General features: G+C 46.9%; 17 protein-coding genes. 2 read left to right on the top strand and 15 right to left on the bottom strand.

Going from position 1 to position 18,720, the window contains the following annotated elements:
• Window positions 1–213 precede the first annotated feature (213 nt).
• Window positions 214–1,584 (bottom strand): class I SAM-dependent rRNA methyltransferase, encoded by a 1,371-nt coding sequence (locus GC098_RS13795; protein WP_171643721.1) that lies wholly within the window; start codon window positions 1,582–1,584, stop codon window positions 214–216.
• Between the two features lie 126 nt (window positions 1,585–1,710).
• Here GC098_RS13795 and GC098_RS13790 point away from each other — a divergent pair, with 126 nt between their 5' ends.
• Entirely contained in the window at window positions 1,711–2,742 is a 1,032-nt protein-coding gene (locus GC098_RS13790) for a Na/Pi cotransporter family protein (RefSeq protein WP_171643720.1), read from the top strand.
• Here the strand turns inward: GC098_RS13790 and deoC are convergent.
• From deoC to prmA, 5 genes are all read right to left on the bottom strand, one after another.
• On the bottom strand, window positions 2,705–3,388 hold the full coding sequence (gene deoC, locus GC098_RS13785; protein WP_171643719.1) for a deoxyribose-phosphate aldolase: 684 nt from the start codon (window positions 3,386–3,388) through the stop codon (window positions 2,705–2,707). The two genes, GC098_RS13790 and deoC, sit on opposite strands and share 38 nt — an antisense overlap.
• 133 nt (window positions 3,389–3,521) lie before the next feature.
• Window positions 3,522–4,862, bottom strand: coding sequence for a tRNA (N(6)-L-threonylcarbamoyladenosine(37)-C(2))-methylthiotransferase MtaB (gene mtaB / locus GC098_RS13780; RefSeq protein WP_057303125.1), 1,341 nt, complete (start codon window positions 4,860–4,862; stop codon window positions 3,522–3,524).
• A 5-nt stretch (window positions 4,863–4,867) separates the two neighbouring features.
• Window positions 4,868–5,635 carry a 16S rRNA (uracil(1498)-N(3))-methyltransferase gene (locus tag GC098_RS13775; protein WP_171643737.1) on the bottom strand — a complete coding sequence of 256 codons (768 nt, stop codon included), beginning with the start codon at window positions 5,633–5,635 and terminating at the stop codon, window positions 4,868–4,870.
• A gap of 108 nt (window positions 5,636–5,743) precedes the next feature.
• Window positions 5,744–6,415 (bottom strand): site-2 protease family protein, encoded by a 672-nt coding sequence (locus tag GC098_RS13770; protein WP_171643718.1) that lies wholly within the window; start codon window positions 6,413–6,415, stop codon window positions 5,744–5,746.
• Between the two features lie 10 nt (window positions 6,416–6,425).
• Window positions 6,426–7,400 (bottom strand): 50S ribosomal protein L11 methyltransferase, encoded by a 975-nt coding sequence (prmA, locus tag GC098_RS13765; protein WP_171643717.1) that lies wholly within the window; start codon window positions 7,398–7,400, stop codon window positions 6,426–6,428.
• A 244-nt stretch (window positions 7,401–7,644) separates the two neighbouring features.
• On the opposite strand from prmA, the gene GC098_RS13760 reads away from it, so the two are divergent.
• Window positions 7,645–8,451 carry a glycerophosphodiester phosphodiesterase gene (locus GC098_RS13760; RefSeq protein WP_171643716.1) on the top strand — a complete coding sequence of 269 codons (807 nt, stop codon included), beginning with the start codon at window positions 7,645–7,647 and terminating at the stop codon, window positions 8,449–8,451.
• A 70-nt stretch (window positions 8,452–8,521) separates the two neighbouring features.
• Here GC098_RS13760 and GC098_RS13755 read toward each other — a convergent pair whose 3' ends face one another.
• The 9 genes from GC098_RS13755 to GC098_RS13715 form a co-directional block, all read right to left on the bottom strand.
• The gene (locus GC098_RS13755; protein ID WP_171643715.1) at window positions 8,522–8,893 is read right to left on the bottom strand and encodes a hypothetical protein; all 372 of its coding nucleotides are present in this window, start codon (window positions 8,891–8,893) and stop codon (window positions 8,522–8,524) included.
• Complete coding sequence (locus GC098_RS13750; protein ID WP_171643714.1) at window positions 8,893–9,048, bottom strand: YfhD family protein; 156 nt, start codon at window positions 9,046–9,048, stop codon at window positions 8,893–8,895. The genes GC098_RS13755 and GC098_RS13750 overlap by 1 nt, the downstream gene beginning before the upstream one ends.
• A 146-nt stretch (window positions 9,049–9,194) precedes the next feature.
• A complete protein-coding gene (locus GC098_RS13745) occupies window positions 9,195–11,318 on the bottom strand; it encodes an alkaline phosphatase PhoX (protein WP_171643713.1) in 2,124 nt (707 codons plus the stop codon).
• A 251-nt stretch (window positions 11,319–11,569) separates the two neighbouring features.
• A complete protein-coding gene (gene dnaJ / locus GC098_RS13740) occupies window positions 11,570–12,685 on the bottom strand; it encodes a molecular chaperone DnaJ (protein WP_171643712.1) in 1,116 nt (371 codons plus the stop codon).
• A gap of 283 nt (window positions 12,686–12,968) precedes the next feature.
• Window positions 12,969–14,807, bottom strand: a complete 1,839-nt coding sequence (dnaK, locus tag GC098_RS13735; RefSeq protein WP_171643711.1) for a molecular chaperone DnaK — start codon at window positions 14,805–14,807, stop codon at window positions 12,969–12,971.
• Window positions 14,808–14,875: 68 nt separating this feature from the next.
• Complete coding sequence (gene grpE, locus GC098_RS13730) at window positions 14,876–15,460, bottom strand: nucleotide exchange factor GrpE (protein WP_171643710.1); 585 nt, start codon at window positions 15,458–15,460, stop codon at window positions 14,876–14,878.
• Between the two features lie 60 nt (window positions 15,461–15,520).
• Window positions 15,521–17,062 carry a TCP-1/cpn60 chaperonin family protein gene (locus GC098_RS13725; protein ID WP_057303134.1) on the bottom strand — a complete coding sequence of 514 codons (1,542 nt, stop codon included), beginning with the start codon at window positions 17,060–17,062 and terminating at the stop codon, window positions 15,521–15,523.
• Window positions 17,059–18,087, bottom strand: a complete 1,029-nt coding sequence (gene hrcA, locus GC098_RS13720) for a heat-inducible transcriptional repressor HrcA (protein ID WP_171643709.1) — start codon at window positions 18,085–18,087, stop codon at window positions 17,059–17,061. Before hrcA ends, GC098_RS13725 begins: the two co-directional genes overlap by 4 nt.
• Window positions 18,088–18,198: 111 nt before the next feature.
• Complete coding sequence (locus GC098_RS13715; RefSeq protein ID WP_171643736.1) at window positions 18,199–18,678, bottom strand: N-acetyltransferase; 480 nt, start codon at window positions 18,676–18,678, stop codon at window positions 18,199–18,201.
• Between the last annotated feature and the right edge of the window lie 42 nt (window positions 18,679–18,720).

The following is an 18,720-nucleotide window of genomic DNA, read 5'->3' as shown; positions in this document are numbered from 1 at the left end:
GCCTCCGAGACAGCCTTTTCTGCCCTCTCATGCTAATTTTCGGCTTCTCGCAACATGCTACTTACTTAGATCATTTGAACGTGTATTTTCGACCTCTCACTGGGTTTTAACACCATTCCCATACTATTTCGATGAATTTCATGCCTCGGCGTACCAAATAAAAAAAGCAAGGCACATTAGCCTCGCTTTTCAAATTCCTATTTGTCCGTTTTCCTACTTACTCCGTACCTCAAATATGGCAAACTTCAAATAATGTCCCTCATCTACACCAAGGATGCGAGGATGGTCCATACCCGCTTCACGGAACTCTATTAAACGCAGAATTTTACCTGCATCAGTCGCCGCCGCGTGAATGGTTTCTAGGAACAACTCAGGGTGCATGTGATACGAACAACTAGCTGTTACCAAGTAGCCGCCTTCGTTTACAAGCTTCATGCCGTGCAAGTTAATATCTTTGTAGCCGCGGCAGGCGCCTTCCACGGCGCTCTTCGTTTTTGCGAAAGCAGGAGGATCAAGTATGACTACATCCCAAGTCCGTCCACCATCTGTAACCGGCTTCGACGTATCCACTTTAGCTTTACCGCTGCCCGCATTGGCACGAACTTTGCGCTCATCCAAGCCTTTGACTTGAGTACGCAAGTATTCGAAAGCATCTGCGACCACAAACTCTACCCGTTCTTCAAAACCGTTCAACGCAACGTTCGTCCGCGCACTTTCAATCGCATGCTCCGAAATATCGAGGCAGGTTACTTTTTTCGCACCGAATTTACAGGCATTTAACGTGAAGCTCCCCGTATGCGAGAAACATTCCAGCACCGAAGCGCCGTCCCAATATGGAAAGGAAACGACTTTGCCATTCGCATTCACAGGGAGTGTTTGGCTCACGCCATCCTCCTCAACCTCTTTCAGTTCAATTCCGCTGCGATGGCCCCATCCTGTCATTAGGGGAGCGATGGCTGCGCGATTCTCTCTTTGGTCAAAGAAGTAACCGGTTTTTTGACCTTCTTCAATGTCAACGCGAATGCGCAGGCCATTTTCTAAGATGTCAACATGCTTGGGACACTCGCCATACAGTAAGCCCTTGGTCTGTTTCAACCCTTCCAGCTCACGAATCGAAACATCACTGCGTTCAAATATGCCTGTTGGCTTCACAACCTGAATCAATGCGGCAACAATTTGCTCTCTGCAGCGATCCATCCCCATGGTAAGGAGCTGCACAACGAGCGTATCCTCAAATTTATCTACAATGAGCCCCGGCAAAAAGTCGGCTTCACCATAAACCAAGCGATAAGATTGCGCATCTTTCACAAAGCGCTTGCGATGCTGTAAACAGCGCGTAAACCGCTCAACAAAAAATTCCGTTGTCATCGCTTCAAGCGGTTTATAGGATACGATCCGGACCGTAATTTGGGAAGCCTCGTTATAATAACCCGTTGCTAGGTATTGGCCGAGATGCGTTTGAACAGGAACTAGCTGTCCTGGTTCGATCTCACCATCTACACGATCGATTTCACTTTTGTATACCCATGGGTGTCCTTGCTCCAAACGAGGTTTGCGTTTCTTATGTAAAAATACTGCTGCCATTATGCTTTTAGCCGTCCTTTTTTGTGAAACCGTTCACTCTCATCAGCTTGCTTGTCATGCTTGTCTGTACGGTCACATATATTGGTTGAAAAATGATTAGCAAGCTCGCGAAGGAGATATGCTGCAATGATAACTACCATCGTACTGCCTGTATTAACAGGCTTAGCTCTATTTCTGTTCGGTATGAAGCTGATGGAAACCGCGCTTCAGCGGTGGGCAGGCCCCCGCCTCCAGCTGTGGCTGGAGCGGTTTACCCGCACGCCGGTACGCGGCCTCGCCACCGGCACCGTACTCACGGCGGCGCTCCAAAGCAGCACCGCCATTACCGTAATCGCCATCGGCCTCGTCGGCGCTGGCGTACTAACCTTCCCGAGAACGCTAGGCGTCATTCTCGGGACGAACATCGGCACGTGCCTCACCACCGAGCTGATCGGGCTCAGCCTCGGAGGCATCGGCGTGCCGATGCTGCTCGCGAGCGCCGCCATCTGGCTGGCGAGCTGGTTTGCCGGGCCGCTGCCGCAGGACAGCGCCCCTGCTGCTACCGCCGCGCAGCCACTCACGGCTACAACCGGCTCGCCCGCCACCATCGGTGGACGCAGCTGGCTGCGCACCGTCCGCTACGGCTCGCTTGCGGTCAGCGGTTTCTCTCTCGTGCTGCTCGGCATCGAGATCATGCAAACCATCGGGCCAGCCTTGCAGTCCCGAGGTCTCTTCGCCTGGTTCGTGCTCCAGGCGCAGCACAGTCTGCTGTGGGGTGTCATCGCCGGTGCCGCGGTCACCGCACTTGTACACAGCAGTGCAGCTGTCATTGCGATGGCGATGGGCCTCGCAGCCGTTCAAGGCATTCCCGTCGAGCTGGGCGTAGCGATAACCATCGGTGCTAATGTCGGCACTTGTGTGACCGCATTAATCGCCGGAATGAGCAGTTCTCGTGCCGGTCGATACGTCGCCTGGTCGCATATCCTCCTCAATGTCGGAGGAGCAGTCCTATTCTACCCCTTCATCCATCAGCTCGTAAGCCTTTCAGCTCTTCTTGCTAATGATGCTTCCGAGCAAATTGCCCGTTCCCAAACGATATTCAATATCGTATGTTCCTTGCTCGCCTTGCCGTTTTGTTATTTTAATATGTGGAAGCGTCTTGAGTTCCGCTCACAATAGCAACACCTGAGCTTGTCCCTAATCTTGTTGCCCCTGCTTCAATCATAGCAATCGCAGTTTGCAAGTCTCTAACGCCACCCGATGCTTTCACACCAATCGTATCGGATACGTTTTGGCGCATTAAGCGAACGTCTTCCACTGTAGCCCCACCTGGACCAAAGCCAGTAGATGTTTTAACGAAATGAGCGCCTGCTTCTTCGGAAAGTTTGCAAGCTGCTGCTTTTTGCTCATCATTTAGGAAACCTGTTTCCATAATTACTTTAACAATCGCTTTACCTTTAACAGCGTCTACAACTTGTTTAATGTCAGAACGAACAGCATCATATTGCCCTTCAAGCAATAAGCCAATCGGCAGGACAGTGTCAATTTCAGCAGCCCCATTCTCTACAGCCTTAGCCGCTTCAAATGCTTTCACTTCGCTCAGGCTTGCGCCAAGCGGGAAGCCAACAACAGCAGCAACCTTTACCCCCGTTCCTTCTAGTGCTTTACTTGCTGTTCCAACAAACTGGGAGTTTACACAAACACTAAAAAATTGATGCTTCGCAGCTTCCTCACACAATTTATGGATCGCAGCTGTGCTCGCATCTTGTTTTAATAACGTATGGTCAATGTATTTTGCAATTTCCTTCGCGCTCAAAGTACTCATTTGATGCACCTCATCGTTTTTATTTTTGAAACCATTCCCTATTTAAACCCTTTAATGAGAAAACCTCTAGCGTAGTCATTCAAGATGAGCGACTACGTTTAGAGGTAGGTTTTATAGCCTTAAGAGAAAAGAATTACAAATTCACGACATTAGCCGCTTCTAAAACACGAACCAACTGTCCCTTGCTTTCATTAACACCGGCTTCCGTTACCTTAACGCGGCAAACTTGGCCAATCATGTCTTCGGAGCCTTGGAACACAAGCTGCACGTAATTATCGGAGTAACCCATGTACAGTCCGCTGTCAGGAGCACCTTTGTAAGCACGTTCCGGAATGACTTCTAGAACTTCACCTACAAATTTTTGCGCATAAGCAAGCTGCATTTTCTCGGAAAGATCGATCAGCTCGTGTACGCGAGCATTTTTAATTTCCTCATCCACTTGGTCTTCCATCCGCGCAGCAGGAGTACCTGTCCGTTTGGAGTAAGGGAATACGTGCATTTCGGAGAATTTCATTTGCTCCATAAACTTGTAACCGTCGCGGAACATTTCCTCGGTTTCACCTGGGAAACCTACAATAACGTCCGTCGTAATCGCGACATCCGGCATAATTTCATGAAGACGTTCGATCTTGCGGGCGAATTCCGCTGTTGTATATTTTCTGCGCATCCGTGCGAGAACTTGATCATCGCCAGCTTGCAGCGGGATATGCAAATGACGGCACATTTTGTCCGAGGACTTCAGAACTTCAATGACTTCATCTGTAATTTGGCTAGCTTCGATCGAGGAGATACGAATTCGTTTCAGTCCCTCAACCTTGTCCAAATCCCAAAGCAGCTTTGCTAAGCTATAGTCCTCAATATCTTCACCATATCCACCAGTGTGAATACCCGTCAATACGATTTCTTGATAACCTGCAGCCACAAGCTGCTCAGCTTGTGCTATAACGCTTTGCGGTTCACGACTGCGCATCAGACCGCGTGACCATGGAATAATGCAGAAGGTGCAGAAGTTATTGCAGCCTTCTTGGATTTTAAGAAAAGCTCTTGTCCGGTCGGCAAAATCAGGCACATCAAGTTCCTCGAACTGACGTGTTTTCATAATGTTGCGCACGGCATTGATCGGTTGACGATCCTGCTCAAATTGTTTCACAAGCGGAATAATTTTCTCCCGATCCTGTGTCCCGATCACCATATCTACGCCTGGAATCGCCATAATTTCTGCCGGTGACGTCTGCGCGTAACAACCAGTTACGGCAACAATTGCTTCAGGATTACGACGAATCGCACGACGAATCATTTGGCGGCTCTTCTTATCCCCTGTATTCGTAACGGTACATGTATTAATAACATACACATCTGCCGTATTCTCGAAATCAACCTGCTCGTAACCCTCATTTTTGAATAGCTGCCAAATGGCCTCTGTATCATAGAAATTTACTTTACAACCTAATGTATGAAACGCTACCGTTGCCATAACGCTTATCCTCCCATCTCTCCGGTTTCATAGAAAAGACACGTAAGACCTACCATTGCGGCAGTCTCCGTGCGTAAAATGCGTGCACCCAGCGATACGGAAGTGAAGCCAGCCTCTTCAGCCTGCTTAATTTCCTGTTCCGTAAAACCACCTTCAGGGCCAACCGCAATCAGCACTTGTTTCCCTGGACCCAATTTGCCGGTAGCATGCGCTTCCTGAATAGCAGGCTTTAATTGCTGACCATCTTCCTTCTCATAGCAAATCCAAGCGACATCCGCTTCTTTTGCACGCTGCAGCAGCTGCTTCCAAGAATAAACGGAATCTACGTGCGGTACACGATTTCGGTGAGCTTGTTCCGCCGCTTCCTTGGCAATCTTCTGCCAACGCTCGGTGCGTTTTGCTTCTTTCTTTGCATCGTACTGCACAATCGTGCGTTCTGATAAAAAAGGAAGAAACCGGGCTGCCCCGATCTCGGTCCCTTTTTGAATAATGAGTTCCATCTTATCGCCTTTGGGCAAGCTCTGTGCAATCCACACTTGAACAGCCGCTTCAGCATCCATAGTCAGCTCTTCCACGATTTCCGCGGTCGCATGCCCTTTATCCAGCACCGAAATACGAGCGAGCACTTCACGGTCTACGCCATTACTGCAAATAATCTTGTCGCCAATATCTGCTCGCATGACTCGAATCAGATGATGTGCGTCGTCTCCCTCTATGGTGACTGTACGTGTAGCCTCGTGAAACTGCTCAAGCGGGAGAAAATAACGCTGCATAGTCAAAGCCTCTCTATCTTCGTTCATTTCGATATTGATATGAAACTTCCACTCACCATCATACCTTTTTTGGTCTTAGAAATCTACAATGGGTTGAAATTGGAATCCTTACATCCCCAAGATCCAAGCAATCGGCGTTGAGAAAATACGGATGATGTCATTCCCCAAACTTAAGTAAGGATCTAAAGTCACTTGTCGTAAAGGTCTTACAAATACAACTAGCAAGAAAATGACCGATGCCCATTGTTCAAACTTCTGCAGCGACTCCGTGTATCTCAGATCCACTAGATCTTGAATAATTCGATAACCATCTAATGGTGGAATCGGTATTAAATTGAAAAGGAACAAGGTTAGATTCGTATTAATCATTAATTTCAAGAAGATGAGGATCGCGCTTGCGCTTCCCTTAGACATACCTTCTAACCAACCGTATTTCTGGAATAAAAAAAATACAAATAAACTGATAAAGGCAAGAATCAAGTTGCTCAGCGGTCCTGCTGCGGTCACAATGATCCCCATCAAGCGAGGGCTTTTAAAATTCCCACGATTTACAGGAACAGGTTTCGCCCAACCAAAACCGGCAATCAACAGCATAATCGTACCGAACAGATCCAAGTGAACCATTGGGTTTAAGGAAACTCTCCCGAACTGATATGCCGTAGAATCTCCTAATTTATAGGCGCTATACGCATGAGCAAATTCATGAATGGTAAAAGAAAGAACGAGGACTAGAATAACAAACGGTAATGTACTCCAGTCATAAAACAATAATCCTCCCATGTATGGACACCTACAGCTTTCTAGCTACAATCACAACCCAATTCGAATCATAGTTTTTCTCTACGATCGTAAATTTGGCTGCAATTAGTGCTTTTTCGACATCAGCTTCTTTGTTTGTAATAATCCCCGAGGTGATATAGTACCCACCTTGCTGCAAGACTTCATACACATCATCTACGAAAAGAACAATGACTTCTGCCAAAATATTCGCGACAACCAGCTGTACAGGAATTGTCACACCCAGCTGCGCAGCATCTTCGGTCTCGCTTTCTTTCAGTACTCCGAGTAAATCACTAAGTTTGACAGTAATCTTATCTTCAAGCTGATTCTGTTTTGTATTATCAAGCGCACTCGTTACAGCTACAGGATCCAAGTCAACAGCGAGCACATGCTTGGCGCCTAGCTTCGCAGCTGCAATCGAAAGAATACCGGAACCAGTTCCCACATCAATGACGTCGTCCCCTGGCTGGATTACCTTCTCCAATGTTTTCAAACAAAGAGACGTTGTCGCATGTGTACCTGTACCGAAAGCCATCCCGGGATCAAGCTCCAAGATCAATTCATCAGGCGAAGCCGTGTACTCTTCCCATGTTGGTTTAATTGTCAAACGGTCGGACACACGAATAGGTTTAAAATACTGCTTCCAAGCATGCGCCCAATCCTCATCGTCTACTTCTATTAACTCAAATGTAGGATTTCCAGTATCGATATCGAACTCTTTAAGCTGCTCGACAGATTCCTTCAGGTTAGCCATGATGGGCTCCATATCAGTGCCATGGTAGAAGTAACCTTTAATGACGGCTCTTCCCTCTGGGATATCGTTAAAAGGCGTTTCGTACAATTGGCCAAACGAGGTATCTCTCTCTTTGTTTAAGGTCCCTGATTCTTCAATGGAAACGCCCCCGGCGCCCAGTTCATGAACAAAATTCGTAATCATTTCTATTGCTTCTTCTGTCGTATGTACAGTTAATTCCTGCCAAAGCATCGGTATTGCTCCTCCTGTCGGTTATCACTTACAAATAAACCAAGCCTTAATCGGCTATTTGGGCTATTTTCACACTGATTATTGTACTACACTTCGCTTCTTGGGTAAAATGGCGCACAGCTTGTAAGCGCTCTAAAAATATTTTGCATCCTAACAACTTCCTAATACCTTCATGTTACATTGAAAAAGTGAGCAGTGCTTATCGTCTTTCTTGCTTTATACATCATTAGACTGGGGTCATCACATGTACAAAACACTATTCATCTCGCTTGTTTTCGTTGGTGCGGTACTGTCAGCACCTTTCACGACACCAACCATGCTTGCTGATAACTTTAGCCAAGTTACCGCTCACCGAGGCAGCTCAACAGCTGCACCAGAAAATACCCTTAGCTCGATCCTTCAAGCCATTTCTGACAAAGCCGGTTACGCCGAGCTTGACGTTCAAGAAACGTCTGACGGCGTCGTAATGGTCATGCACGATGACAGTGTCTTTCGCACCACAGGAATTAACAAAAATATGTGGGAAGTCACATCTTCTGAGCTTAAACAGGCTAGTGCCGGCAGCTGGTTCCATTCCAAATTTAAGAATGAACATGTTCCAACTCTCGATGAAGTGTTAGAGGTAGCCAAAGATCGCATCAGGCTGAATATTGAAATGAAAAATAACGGGCACGGTAAGCTGCTCGCTGAAAAAACAGTCGATCTTATCCAAGCACACGGCTTTGTGAAGGAATGCACGGTGACATCATTTGATGCCAAGCTACTTTATACCGTGAAAAATCTCAATCCTCAGATCAAGACTGGTCTTATTGTGGGGCAGAAAACGGAAAACATTGAAGCCATTATGGAGAACTCTGTTTACGATGTTATTTCTGCGGCCTATCCCCTCGTAACCGAATCATTCATAAAGCTTGCCGAGACACATCAGAAAGAAGTCTACGTATGGACGGTAAATCAACCGACTATCATGAAGCAGATGCTTGCACTCGGTGTATCCAGTATTATTACGGACCATCCAGACCAACTTGTTCAAGTCATGAGTGGGCAATAAGCACTGCCCTATATAATAAAAGCATCTGATCAATAAGGCTTTTGCCTTTTGATCAGATGCTTTTTTCAGGTTACATGGTTCCGCCTGCGCTTTGAATGACACGTACCGCCTGCTCATACACGGCATCGTCGATGACGGCAGCTAGTATAATGTCAATTCCGGTTACACCGCCACCTCCACCGTCGCTTAAACCGCTTGCCGCTGGATCTGCTGCAATCAGAATCCCTTCATCCGGCGTAGACACATCCGCTGCCTGGGTTAACGTACCCAAGCTTCCGAAGTCTCCCGCATAAGGATTCATCGCGGATTGCAACCCACTGCCAGCATATCTGCCGAATCGATCTACCTGAACGTCAATAGCACGCAGTGCTTTCAGCTTGGAAGCTGCTCCCTCTGCTTGCTCCGGTGAATGAAAATAGGCGAGAATACTTTTCTCCGCCATTACTGTTCTTCCTGTCTGTAATCCGCTGATTGCGCTCTCTCAGCCGCTTCGAAATCATCGGCATCTGCTACTTCAGCTGCGAACTCAACATCCTCGTTTTTGACAATAGGAAGGTGGCTGGCACCCTGCTGCTTCTGCTTATTGTTCTCGCTCATATTTGAACCTCCCTGAATCGGTATAGGTAAACCAATTTTATTGTCCCAAAGAAATTCATTTTTATGCAAAGAAATGCTTACCTAATAAAATGAAGAGACCATGGGTGCAAAGTGCACCACAATGATCTCTTCCAAATTTGTTAATATTAACGACTCAAGAAACTGTTCAGAACAGAAGTAGATATCATCGTTTTTTCGTTCTCAATACGAGCTGCGTACGGCAATTGAACGGATTGACCATCAACAATAGCTGAAGTATCGTTAATTTTTACTACCAGGGAATGACTGCCTTTGGTCACTGTAACGCTGCGATCCGCTTCATTCCATTTTACAGTTGCGCCGTTAGCCTCAGCCATATCACGGAGAGCAGATAGAGATTTATCAGTAGACATCCACTCGATCATTTGACCTGAAGTCGGGATTCCACTAATGTAGCCAACGCTGCCAGCACGTTTATTGTCATAGGTTTTGTTAATAACTGCATCAACTTGGGCTTTCAACGGTTCCGGCAAAATCATTTCATCTCCGGGATGCTGCATATTGCTCATGACGTAACTGAAGCCATTCAAGTTATCTACCACTTGCAGCCCTGTAGCTTCTCCACCAGCTGGAATCGAAAGAATACGAGAAAGCTTTTTCGTATCTACGTTATAAGCCCAAGTGAAGTTATTCGCATGCATGCCGCTGTCTTCGCCAATAAACAAAGTTCTTAGCTCATCTGAGTAAGACAGATTATCAGGGTTCGCAACTAGATCCTCAACTGCCGTATTGCCTTTGCTATCGGCTTTTGCCAAATCTTGACCAACAATTAGACCCTTCATCATTGAAGGAACGTATTCACTGTTAATTGGCTGCTTGCTGCGATCTACTTGTCCACCTTTCATATCCAGCTCATAAGTTACGCCAGCTTTGATTTTCTTGACTTGGATATCGTCTGTAGGATCAGCAGCTTTCGTATCTTTTTCCATGGATTTCTCAACATAAGACATTGCTACATAAACCTTATTATCCTTGGCGTTAACTGCAACGCCTTCCATTTTGTTGAATTCAGCTGTCGCTCCGACAACTGCACCATAACGGCGAGACTCAAGGAAAGCAGCTGCCTTCTCCATACCCGGCTTCACTTTCAGCCATTCCACTTTACCACTAGGATACGATTTGATTTTTGTAAAACCTGCTGTATCTTTGTCCGCTGTTTCGAAAATATCGCTAAATTTCAAACCTTTATCTACATAACTTTTCACTTCAGCATCCGTTGCATGACCAAGCGGAATCCATTGAAGATTTGCTGCTCCACCATTCTCGTCACTTGTTTGGATCCATTTAGCAGCATACAGCGTTCCGGCAGACAGGTCTTTCGCTTTGTCCGCAACATAGAGGAACAACATCGTATTTCCACCATCATCACCGAAGAAGACAGTTTTCATGTCGGGTGCAACACGGCCAAGTTCATGTGAGAAACGACCCATACTGTAATGCTTTACTACCGTAGTTGTGTTATCTGCAAGGACAGTAACTTCAGGAATATAACCATTTGCATATGGGTTTCCTACTTTTTTATCATCTTGAGAGAATGCTCTAGCAAATGAATTTACATAAGTTTGTGTAGGATCCGCTTCAAAAGCACGTGCATCTGCTTCATACTCTTCACTACTTAAGTGTGTATTCCACGGTGTTAAGGAACCGTTACATGGAATCCACAATCCGTCTACTCCACTAAAATCCACTTTTTTCAAATCTGTAGCCGCGAGCTCACCCGTTGTTTTATTTTGATCTAACGTGGTTAATGACATAGAAGCGGGAACCATACCATATGCTGACTTTCCAGCATTATTTAAGGTTATATATTCATAGTGAGTAATCAAAGAGAGTGGGTTGCCGCCTTTTGCCGTCGCCTTAGCGCCATCCACTTTAAATAAAGAGTTGGAATCCGGTGCATCGGAGACAAATGGAGTTGGGCTATTAGGTACACTCGTGTCCATAATCGGTTTACCATTCTTATCTTGAGATACGCCAGCAACTGTGCCATTAATGGATTCATCTGTTTTAAAAAGTGTTTTATAAGTTAATGGGAACGATTTAACCGTACCATCAGTATAAGTGACTTGAACAGAAGCGCCAGAGTACATTTTCGCCATTTCTTCCGGGGTAGCTGGTGCAGCCATTCCTACGAAATCAACTGATTTCACCTTGACATCGTTAGCTGCGTAAGCCATATTCGGAAGTACACTAGGAGCTAACAGAGCAAGTCCTAAAACTGGCACTAACATTTTGCGAGATTTAAATTGATTCTTCAAAATAATCTACCTCTTCCTATTTAAATAATTCTATTCATTAAAAGTTTACTAGTCTTTTGTAAAGGGACTATAGGATAAATTGGCGTTTTGTGTAAAATTGACGTGAATTTTTTGTAAAGCTTCATCTTACAAAACAAAAAACACTCCGTTTCATAGAGTTAGACTAAAATAAAATTTAGTCTATATCTAAAAACGAAGTGTTTTTATCTCATTAATGACTCTCGTTAATCGCCTAAGAAGGCTCTTTTCATACGCTCGAAAATGGATTGATTCTGCTCAGACGTATTTTCACCGCTTTGTTTACCGAATTGACGGAGCAAATCCTTTTGATCTTCGCTCAGATTCGTTGGCGTCATCACGATCACTTTCACGTGTTGATCACCTTGACCGAAGCCGCGAAGGTGAGGCACGCCTTTACCTTTTAAGCGGAAATACGTATCGGTTTGCGTACCAGCAGGAATTTTGAGCTTAACCTTCTCAGTGAGCGTTGGAATCTCGATCTCATCACCTAACGCTGCCTGCATGAAGGTCAATGGAACTTCACAATAGACGTCATTGCCTTCACGTTCGAAGAATTCATGTGTTTTCACACGAATAACGACGTAGAGGTCACCCGCAGGGCCTCCGCGAGTTCCGCCTTCACCTTCGCCGGAGACACGCAATTGTGCGCCATCATCGACACCAGCAGGAATCTTGATGTGGATGGTACGCTGTTTTTTCACCTTACCAGCGCCATGACACGTTCCGCATTTTTCTTTAATGATCTTCCCTTGTCCATTACATGTCGTACAGACACGACGGTTAACAATACGGCCAAATGCAGTATTCTGTACCACTTCCTGCTGCCCGCTGCCGTGACAACCGCCGCAAGTTTCTGGCTTTGTACCTGGCTTAGCACCGGATCCATTACACGTATCACAATTTTCAGTTCTAGGAATATGGATATCGGTTTCTTTCCCGAAAATCGCTTCTTTGAACTCAATCGTCATTGTGTATTGCAAATCGTTCCCGCGCTGCGGAGCATTCGGGTTACGACGGTTTCCACCGCCGCCACCGCCGAAGAACATATCAAAGATATCCCCAAAGCCGCCGCTGAAGTCTTGGCCGCCCATACCTTGGTTAGGATCTACATGACCAAAGCGATCATATTGGGCTTTTTTCTGATCATCGCTCAAAACATCATAAGCGTCTTTCGCTTCTTTGAATTTATCTTCCGCATCCGCGGCTTTATTCACGTCAGGGTGATACTGACGAGCCATTTTACGGTAAGCCTTCTTGATATCTTCTTGCGAAGCATCTTTGCCTAGTCCAAGCACCTCATAAAAATCACGTTTACTCATTGTTCCACTCCCATGTTCAAGACTACAAACGGAAAGTCAAAGCCACGGAGAAACTCCTGTTGGCTTTGACTCATTCGTTGATTAATAAAATACGGTGTTTAAAAATTGGCTTTCAGAACCGAGAAGATTGGACGAAAATCGGTGAAGGAGGAACGGAGCGTAGGCAAACCTACGTGAGTACCGGACTTCCCGATTTTCGTTCAATATTCGATGCCGAGATACTACCTGAATAACATCGTTATCAAAGTCAACTTTTTAAACTTCATATTTAGTTAGGATATGATTATTTTTTTGGTTCGTCAACAACTTCGTAGTCAGCGTCGACAACATTTTCTCTGCCTTTAGGGGCTTCGCCAGCACCAGCATCGCCTTCAGCACCTTGCGCTTGAGCAGCTTGCTCATACAGCTTCACGGAAAGTTGTTGAATGACTTCTGTCAACTCTTCTGTTGCTTTTTTGATCGCTTCGAGTTCGTTACCAGCTAGAGCAGCTGTCACTTTCTCTTTTGCAGCGTTCGCTTTGTCGATTTCGCCTTGGTCTACTTTATCGCCAAGATCTTTAATTGTTTTGTCAACGGAATATACGAGTTGATCCGCTTCGTTGCGAGCTTCTACAAGCTCTTTACGGATACGGTCTTCTTCAGCATGAGCTTCCGCATCTTTCACCATTTGTTCAACTTCTGCATCGCTTAAGCCGCTGGAAGAAGTGATCGTGATTTTTTGGCTTTTGCCAGTTCCTTTGTCGAGTGCAGACACGTTAACGATTCCGTTCGCATCGATATCGAAGCTAACTTCGATTTGTGGAACGCCGCGCGGAGCCGGAGGAATATCACCAAGCATGAAACGGCCTAGTGTTTTGTTCCCGCTAGCCATCGAACGCTCACCTTGAAGCACGTGAATCTCAACGCTAGTTTGGTTATCTGCATAAGTGGAGTACACTTGTGATTTCGTTGTAGGAATCGTTGTGTTGCGGTCGATCATTTTCGTGAACACACCGCCAGCTGTTTCGATACCAAGGGAAAGCGGTGTTACGTCAAGAAGAACGACGTCTTTCACTTCACCTGTCAATACACCAGCTTGAACAGCTGCACCAAGGGCAACAACTTCATCCGGGTTAACGCCTTTATGAGGATCTTTACCAGTCAATTTTTTGATCGCTTCAACAACTGCTGGAATACGCGTGGATCCACCAACAAGAACAACTTTGTCGATTTGGCTAGTGGACAAACCGGAATCCTGCAGTGCTTGACGAGTTGGTCCTAGTGTTCTTTCTACAAGACCAGCGGAAAGCTCTTCGAACTTCGCACGAGTTAGGTTCAACTCCAAATGCTGAGGAACGCCGTCAGCTACTGTAATGAACGGCAGGGAAACAGTTGTTGTCAGAACGCCGGAAAGCTCTTTTTTCGCTTTTTCAGCTGCATCTTTCAAACGTTGTACCGCTGCTTTATCTTTGGAAAGGTCGATGCCTTGCTCTTTTTTGAATTCAGCTACGAGGTAATCGATGATGACTTGGTCGAAGTCGTCGCCGCCAAGCTTGTTGTCCCCACTTGTTGCTTTAACTTCAAAGAAACCATCGCCTAATTCAAGGATGGATACGTCAAACGTACCGCCACCAAGGTCATAAACGAGAATCGTTTGATCTTCTGTTTTTTCCAGACCGTAAGCAAGTGCTGCTGCAGTTGGCTCATTGACGATACGAAGAACTTCAAGACCAGCAATTTTACCAGCATCTTTTGTAGCTTGACGTTGGCTGTCATTGAAATAGGCAGGAACCGTAATAACAGCTTGAGTTACGGTTTGACCAAGGTAAGCTTCAGCATCAGCTTTAAGCTTTTGCAGAATAATAGCTGAGATCTCTTGTGGCGTGTAATCTTTACCATCGATGTGTTCTTTGTGGTTAGTACCAATGTGACGCTTGATGGAGCTAATTGTTTTATCTGGGTTTGTGATTGCTTGACGCTTTGCTGTTTCACCAACAACGCGCTCGCCATCTTTCTTGAAACCAACAACGGAAGGGGTTGTACGGTTACCCTCCGGGTTTGGAATTACGACGGCTTCTCCGCCTTCCATTACGGCAACGCAAGAATTTGTTGTACCTAAGTCAATACCAATTACTTTACTCATGTAAAGCTGCCTCCTTTTGCTCCTATGGAACATTTCGTTTATTTGAATGTTGAGAAAAATAAGATCTCTTACACGCTAACTTTGACCATGGCAGGTCGGATGACTTTATCTTTGAGGATATAGCCTTTTTGCAGTTCTTCTACCACGATACCTTCTTCGTGTTCTTCGGATTCAACCTGCATAACCGCTTGGTGGAATTCCGGATTGAACGGTTGACCTACGGAATCGATGGGTTTAAGCCCTTCTGCTGTTAGCAGTTGATCGATGCCGCGGTACGTCATATCCAAGCCTTTCACCAAAGCGTCGAAATCCTTCGTCTCTTTGCTTGAAGACAGCGCGCGATCGAAGTTATCTACAATCGGTAAAAGCTGTTCAATCAATTTAAGCGAAGCGTATTTCGCGAAATCTTCCTTCTCCGCTCTAGCGCGGCGGCGGAAGTTGTCGAAGTCCGCTTGAACGCGTAATAAACGCTGATAGTTTTCTTCTGCTTGCACACGCGCCGTTTCCAACTCGCTTACTTCTTTGGTTTCCTCAGAAACCTCCGCTTGCGAATCTTGGCCTACCGCTTCTTGTTGTTCAGCGGCTTGCTCGCCTTCGGCTGCGTATGTAGTGTTCACGTCTTGCTCGGCTGTTTTGTTATCTCCAGTACTCAATTGTCCTTCACCTCCTAAACATAATACATCATAATCTCACTTACGTCAGTTTGCCCATCTTTAGGCCTCTTCAAAAGGCTGCTTCATCTTAATAACCGTATGAATACGCAGCACAGCGGCAGCAACTTCTCCAGCCGCTTGCAGAGCGTGAATTTTCACATCAGCTGGATCCACAATACCTGCTTCTAAGAAGTCAGTTACTTGTCCGGTATCGCAATCGATACCGAGACTGTCGGTTTCCAGCGCAATCTGCGCTGCTTTCAGCTCTTCAACCTTCTCGAGCGGATTATATCCCGCATTGACGACAATCTGGGCCACAGGCTTACGAAGTGCCCCTGCGACAGCGGCAACACCGAAGCCTTCCATGCCCTTCATCGTCTCGCGGACGCGCTCGAGATCATGGGCGACCGCCATCTCCGCAGCGCCGCCTCCGGGCAAGTACCCGCCGCGAACGGCGGCTTGAACGGCTGACGCAGCGTCCTTCGCGATGCGCGAGCGCTCGTGCGCCGCTTCGCGTGTCGCGGCGCCGACGATCACGGTCACGTGCTGCTCCCCGTGACCGCGCGCAACGCGCACGCGCTCCAGCCGCTCGTCGTACGCGGCATAGCCCGCGTGCCCGAGGGCGGCGCCGAGCTCCGGCGCGCTCTTGCGCAGCGCTGTGCGCCGAACCGGCCTAGCGCCGGTGTGCTCGCTCAGCAGCTGCATGTCCCTGCGGGACAGCCGCTGCAGCACGATAATGCCATGGTCGGAGCAGAACTGCTCCGCCTCGGGGTCTACCCCGCGGTCTGATGCGATCAGACCGACGCCAAGCTCCAGCAGCGAGCCTAGGCTGCTGCGGAACTGCTCCCGCAGCTGCATGTAGCGCTGGAAGCCTGCCTCGGTGACCAGCGCTTCTTCGCTGACCGCCTCAGGCTCCAAAGCATCATGCAGCACGAGAATTCGAGCATCGCGCAGCTCGTGCTCGAGATGCAGGTTCATCGGCTTCTGGTTCAGCAGAATGCCGGTCCATACCTCACTGCTCGCTTCTTCATGGGCGAGCACGCTGTCTGCGAAGCGGTAGCCGTCTTCGCGAAGTTTCGCCTCACCGACCGCTTCGGCGGCCTGAACGATGAGCTTTGCGATATCCGCCTGCTCCCTACCGGCTGTGATAGCAATGCGCTTCAGAGCGCTATCACCTAAACCGACAATCGCGCGGCTTCGGCTTTGTAAGCTTTTTACCGCCAGCTCGATGCCTTGCAGCATTCCGCTGACGACCTTCGCGACCGGTACGCCGCGCGTCACCTGAGCGACACCTTCTTGCACCAAAGCACCGGCAAGAACCGTTGCCGTCGTTGTACCGTCGCCGATTTGGCGTTGCTGGCTGCGTGCGACCTGAATCATCAACCTAGCCGCAGGATGAGTGACGTCCATTTTTTCCAAAATAGTTACACCATCATTGGTAATAATGACTTCACCCTGCCCACCAACTAACATGGTATCGAGACCTTTGGGTCCAAGTGTCCCCTCGACCGCAGAACAAATCGCTCTTACGGCAGCAGCATTGTTGACCAGCGTAGAGTAACGTTCTTCACCCTCGCTATGAACTGTTTTCATTCCGCTCATTTGCCATACCAACGCCCAAGAACGACTTCTAGATGCTTCGACAAATGCTCCATTAAGCTAATGACCCTGCCGTATTCCATACGGGTAGGACCCAAAATTCCTATCGTTCCAAGAGGCTTATCACCGATCGAATACGAGGCCGTTATTAAGCTGCAATTATTAATAGCTTCAATACTATTTTCAGCACCAATTTTAATCTCAATGCCTTCATTTGACGATGTAAACAATTTGATGAGGGTTGGTGCTTCTTCCAATAGATCAAAAATGCTCTTGACCTTGTCAACATCCTTGAACTCGGGTTGGGTCAACATATTCGTCATACCGCTTAGGAAGACGCGATCCTTCTCATTGCTTTGAAGCACGCTTTCCACAACCGCAAGAAGCTCTTGATACCCGTTCACATACTTGCTTAACTCGCTCGAAATTTCATTGTAAAGCCTGGATTTAAACTCAATCAACGGTACATTTTTAAGCTTTGCATTCAGAATATTGACGACCTTCTCAATCTCAGACATCCGTATGCCTTCAGGAATGGAAACTGTTTTATTCTCCACATGACCCGTATTCATAACAATAATGGCAACGGCAGTCGTTTCTGAAAGCGGGATAATCTGTAAGTGTTTCAGCGTTGTACTGAATACCTCAGGACCAAGCACGATCGATGTATAATTCGTAAGACTGGAGAGCATTCCCGCAACATGCTGGATCACACCTTCCATCTCTTGAATGCGTTCGGCAAAAGCACCCTTCATGGAGTCCAAATCGTTATTATGCAAGGTACCATGTTGAAGCAAATGATCGACATAATAGCGATAACCTTTGTGCGAGGGTATACGACCTGCGGACGTATGGGGTTGTTCCAAATAACCCATTTCTTCGAGATCAGACATCTCGTTACGGATCGTCGCCGGACTGAATCCGACATTGCCCCGCTTCGAAATACTTCGCGAACCAATTGGCTCTGCTGAACGAACATAATCATCAATGATAGCACTTAAAATCATGCGCTGACGCTCCGTCAACATAAGGTACCCCTCCTCTTCACAAATCACTATTTGCCACTTTCGTTAGCACTCGTATTTAGTGAGTGCTAAATCCTAATACAAAAATAACAGACCCTAAGGTCTGTTGTCAAGTCAATCCAAACGTTTAAGTACGGCGATTTCGTCGCAGCAATACTGTTTTTTGCAATGCATACAATCTTTCCAAACCTTCTCTGGAAAAATCTCTTTTGGCACGAGAGTAAAGCCGTTTTTTTGAAAAAAAGCGACTTCATACGTGAGCGCCATCACTTTAATGATGCCTTGGCTCCTCGCCTCTTCAACTAAGAAGTTCACAAGTTTCCCGCCGATTCCTTGTCCCTTGTAGCCTTGGGTCATCCCAAGTGAGCGAATCTCAACAAGATCTGGCCCAAGCCCTGTAAGGGAGCCGCAGCCAATCAGCAAGCCATCCGATTCAGCGACAACGAAAGTGTCAATCTGCTCCTCCAGCATCTCTTTGCTCCGCGGCAGCATAATCCCCTGCTTGGCATAGCCTTGTATAATATCATGCAGCTTCTCAATATCACTTATCGAAGCTTTTCTAACGGACACTGTAGTTGATAGATTCACTGTCATCCCACCAATCGCAACAAAATGCATAAAACCCACGCTAGCGCC

It is taken from the genome of Paenibacillus phytorum, from assembly GCF_013141715.1.
In the GTDB taxonomy this organism is placed as follows: Bacteria; Bacillota; Bacilli; order Paenibacillales; family NBRC-103111; genus Paenibacillus_E; species Paenibacillus_E phytorum.
This window is presented reverse-complemented; position numbering and strand designations above follow the sequence as displayed.

Excerpts from the sequence above, each read along its gene's own strand:
- GC098_RS13795 (WP_171643721.1), bottom strand. The coding sequence starts at position 1,584 with ATGGCAGCAGTATTTTTACATAAGAAACGCAAACCTCGTTTGGAGCAA.
- GC098_RS13790 (WP_171643720.1), top strand. The coding sequence starts at position 1,711 with ATGATAACTACCATCGTACTGCCTGTATTAACAGGCTTAGCTCTATTT.
- deoC (WP_171643719.1), bottom strand. The coding sequence starts at position 3,388 with ATGAGTACTTTGAGCGCGAAGGAAATTGCAAAATACATTGACCATACG.
- mtaB (WP_057303125.1), bottom strand. The coding sequence starts at position 4,862 with ATGGCAACGGTAGCGTTTCATACATTAGGTTGTAAAGTAAATTTCTAT.
- GC098_RS13775 (WP_171643737.1), bottom strand. The coding sequence starts at position 5,635 with ATGCAGCGTTATTTTCTCCCGCTTGAGCAGTTTCACGAGGCTACACGT.
- GC098_RS13770 (WP_171643718.1), bottom strand. The coding sequence starts at position 6,415 with ATGGGAGGATTATTGTTTTATGACTGGAGTACATTACCGTTTGTTATT.
- prmA (WP_171643717.1), bottom strand. The coding sequence starts at position 7,400 with ATGCTTTGGCAGGAATTAACTGTACATACGACAGAAGAAGCAATAGAA.
- GC098_RS13760 (WP_171643716.1), top strand. The coding sequence starts at position 7,645 with ATGTACAAAACACTATTCATCTCGCTTGTTTTCGTTGGTGCGGTACTG.
- GC098_RS13755 (WP_171643715.1), bottom strand. The coding sequence starts at position 8,893 with ATGGCGGAGAAAAGTATTCTCGCCTATTTTCATTCACCGGAGCAAGCA.
- GC098_RS13750 (WP_171643714.1), bottom strand. The coding sequence starts at position 9,048 with ATGAGCGAGAACAATAAGCAGAAGCAGCAGGGTGCCAGCCACCTTCCT.
- GC098_RS13745 (WP_171643713.1), bottom strand. The coding sequence starts at position 11,318 with ATGTTAGTGCCAGTTTTAGGACTTGCTCTGTTAGCTCCTAGTGTACTT.
- dnaJ (WP_171643712.1), bottom strand. The coding sequence starts at position 12,685 with ATGAGTAAACGTGATTTTTATGAGGTGCTTGGACTAGGCAAAGATGCT.
- dnaK (WP_171643711.1), bottom strand. The coding sequence starts at position 14,807 with ATGAGTAAAGTAATTGGTATTGACTTAGGTACAACAAATTCTTGCGTT.
- GC098_RS13725 (WP_057303134.1), bottom strand. The coding sequence starts at position 17,062 with ATGAGCGGAATGAAAACAGTTCATAGCGAGGGTGAAGAACGTTACTCT.
- hrcA (WP_171643709.1), bottom strand. The coding sequence starts at position 18,087 with ATGTTGACGGAGCGTCAGCGCATGATTTTAAGTGCTATCATTGATGAT.
- GC098_RS13715 (WP_171643736.1), bottom strand. The coding sequence starts at position 18,678 with ATGACAGTGAATCTATCAACTACAGTGTCCGTTAGAAAAGCTTCGATA.